Below are 1,667 nucleotides of genomic sequence, written 5' to 3' on the forward strand. Positions count from 1 at the left end.
GTTCCAGCCAGCTTCCGAGGCCGGCCGGTGCGTCGCTGCCGATGAAGGCGGCTTCGCGACCCAGCGCTTCGGCGAGGACCCGGGCGACGGCCCGCGCCTCCCGCGGGTGGCCGCAGCGGATCGCCAGGGCTTGCGGATTGCTGGTCAGCGCGGCGGCGTAACGCGCGGCCTGCGCCAGCAGGGACGGTGGCAGCGCCGGCGGATCACTCAGCCCGACCTGTACGCCGGGCCAGCCGGAGGGCAGGTCGGCCAGTGCGAGGGCCACCGGCGGCGGGGTGCGCAAGGCGGTTTCGGGCAGCGGACGGGTGTCGCCTTCGAGCTGCAGCAGGCCGCAGTCGCGTGCCGGGCCGGCGATCAGGGACGCCAGGTGATGTTCGGGGGCGCCACCGTCGAGGCTGGCGGCAAGGGTCATGACGAGGCCCGCTGTGGGGCGGGCGCCGCCGGTCGGGCTTTGCAGCCAGGCCACGACCCGGCCGGCCATCACGTCGAGTTCGACGCTCGCGGCGAGGGCCAAGGCCAGGGTTTCGGCGCAGCTCAGGCCGAGCCGGCTGACCAGACCGTGGAGGCGCAAGTCGGCCGGCGGCGGGGTGTCGCACCAGTCTTGCCAGGCCAGCGCCGGTTCGCCGGGCCGGCTGAGCAGGCGGGCCTGCCAGTCGTTGAGCCATTGGGCCTCGGCGTCGCTTTCGCCGCTGCCGGGGGCCAGCAGCGCGAAGATCAGGCCCGAGAGGGGCAGGGCGAGGTGTTGCCCGGGGGCGTTCATGGGCCCCGCCCCGGGCGGTAGTGGAAGCTCACGACCCGGCCGAACCAGGGCAGCCAGCCGGGGTCCAGGTCGAGGCCCGGGCGGCGCAGGCGTAGGTCGGCCTGGGCGAGGGTGAAGAAAAGATCGAGGTGTGTTGGTGTGGTGGCCAGTTCGGCCGGGCGCTGCACGAGATCGGCAATGCCGATGCCGGCGTGGCGGCGCAGCCAGCGCCGGCAGGCGGTGAGCCATGCGCGGGTGGCGAGGGCGACGATGCTGTCGGCAGGGCTGTCTGTTGTCGGGATGGCCCGTTGCCGGGCCGGCTGCAAAGGGCGCGGGCAGGGGCCTTGCCAGGCGCCGAGGGGCAGGCGGCCGGAGGCGTCCCACAGGATGTGGGTTGTTTCGCTGTGGCCCAGGCGTAGTGGGCCCGTGCCGCTGGCGAGCTGGCTGTGCCAGGCGGCGGGCGCCACAAAATGGCGGGGCGGGATGGCGGGCCAGGCCCGCTTGGCGAGGAGCCAGGCCGGATCGTCAGCGGCGATGGACAAGCGCGCCAGAACTTCGGCGAAAACCTGCCGCGGCAGGTCTGCCCGGCCCCACGCCGGCTGTGCCGCCAGCCAGCCCGGGTAGCCCAGGCGGGCGAGCACCGGCAGCAGAAAGAGCAGGCCGCCCGCCGAGGTCGCGATGCCGTCAAAGGTCCATGCTGACGGTGGCGTGGGTTCAATGGCCGGGCGGGCTGCGGGAAGTGCTTGCTCGTCGAGTCCGGGGCGTGCCTGCGACGCGGGCTGTGACAAGGGGGATGGACGGGAGTGAGGCGACAACGGCCCGCGGTGTCCGGGGCCTTGCGGTGAGGGCCGCAGCGGGCCGGGACGCACGCCTGCGGCGACGAGCGACGGGCTGTGCGCGGGCTGGCTGCTGGCCGGTGGTGTCCGGG

At 74.6% G+C, this 1,667-nt stretch carries 1 protein-coding gene and 1 pseudogene; both read right to left on the reverse strand.

What is annotated here, in order from left to right; genetic code table 11:
- Positions 1–760: hypothetical protein (locus tag ETQ85_RS25880; protein WP_222862326.1), on the reverse strand; the 760-nt coding region annotated here is incomplete at its 3' end.
- A pseudogene (locus ETQ85_RS25885) lies at positions 757–1,667 on the reverse strand (hypothetical protein); the annotation flags it as partial. The pseudogene ETQ85_RS25885 and the gene ETQ85_RS25880, both read right to left, overlap by 4 nt.

The organism is Zoogloea oleivorans, from assembly GCF_008107625.1.
In the GTDB taxonomy this organism is placed as follows: domain Bacteria; phylum Pseudomonadota; class Gammaproteobacteria; order Burkholderiales; family Rhodocyclaceae; genus Zoogloea; species Zoogloea oleivorans.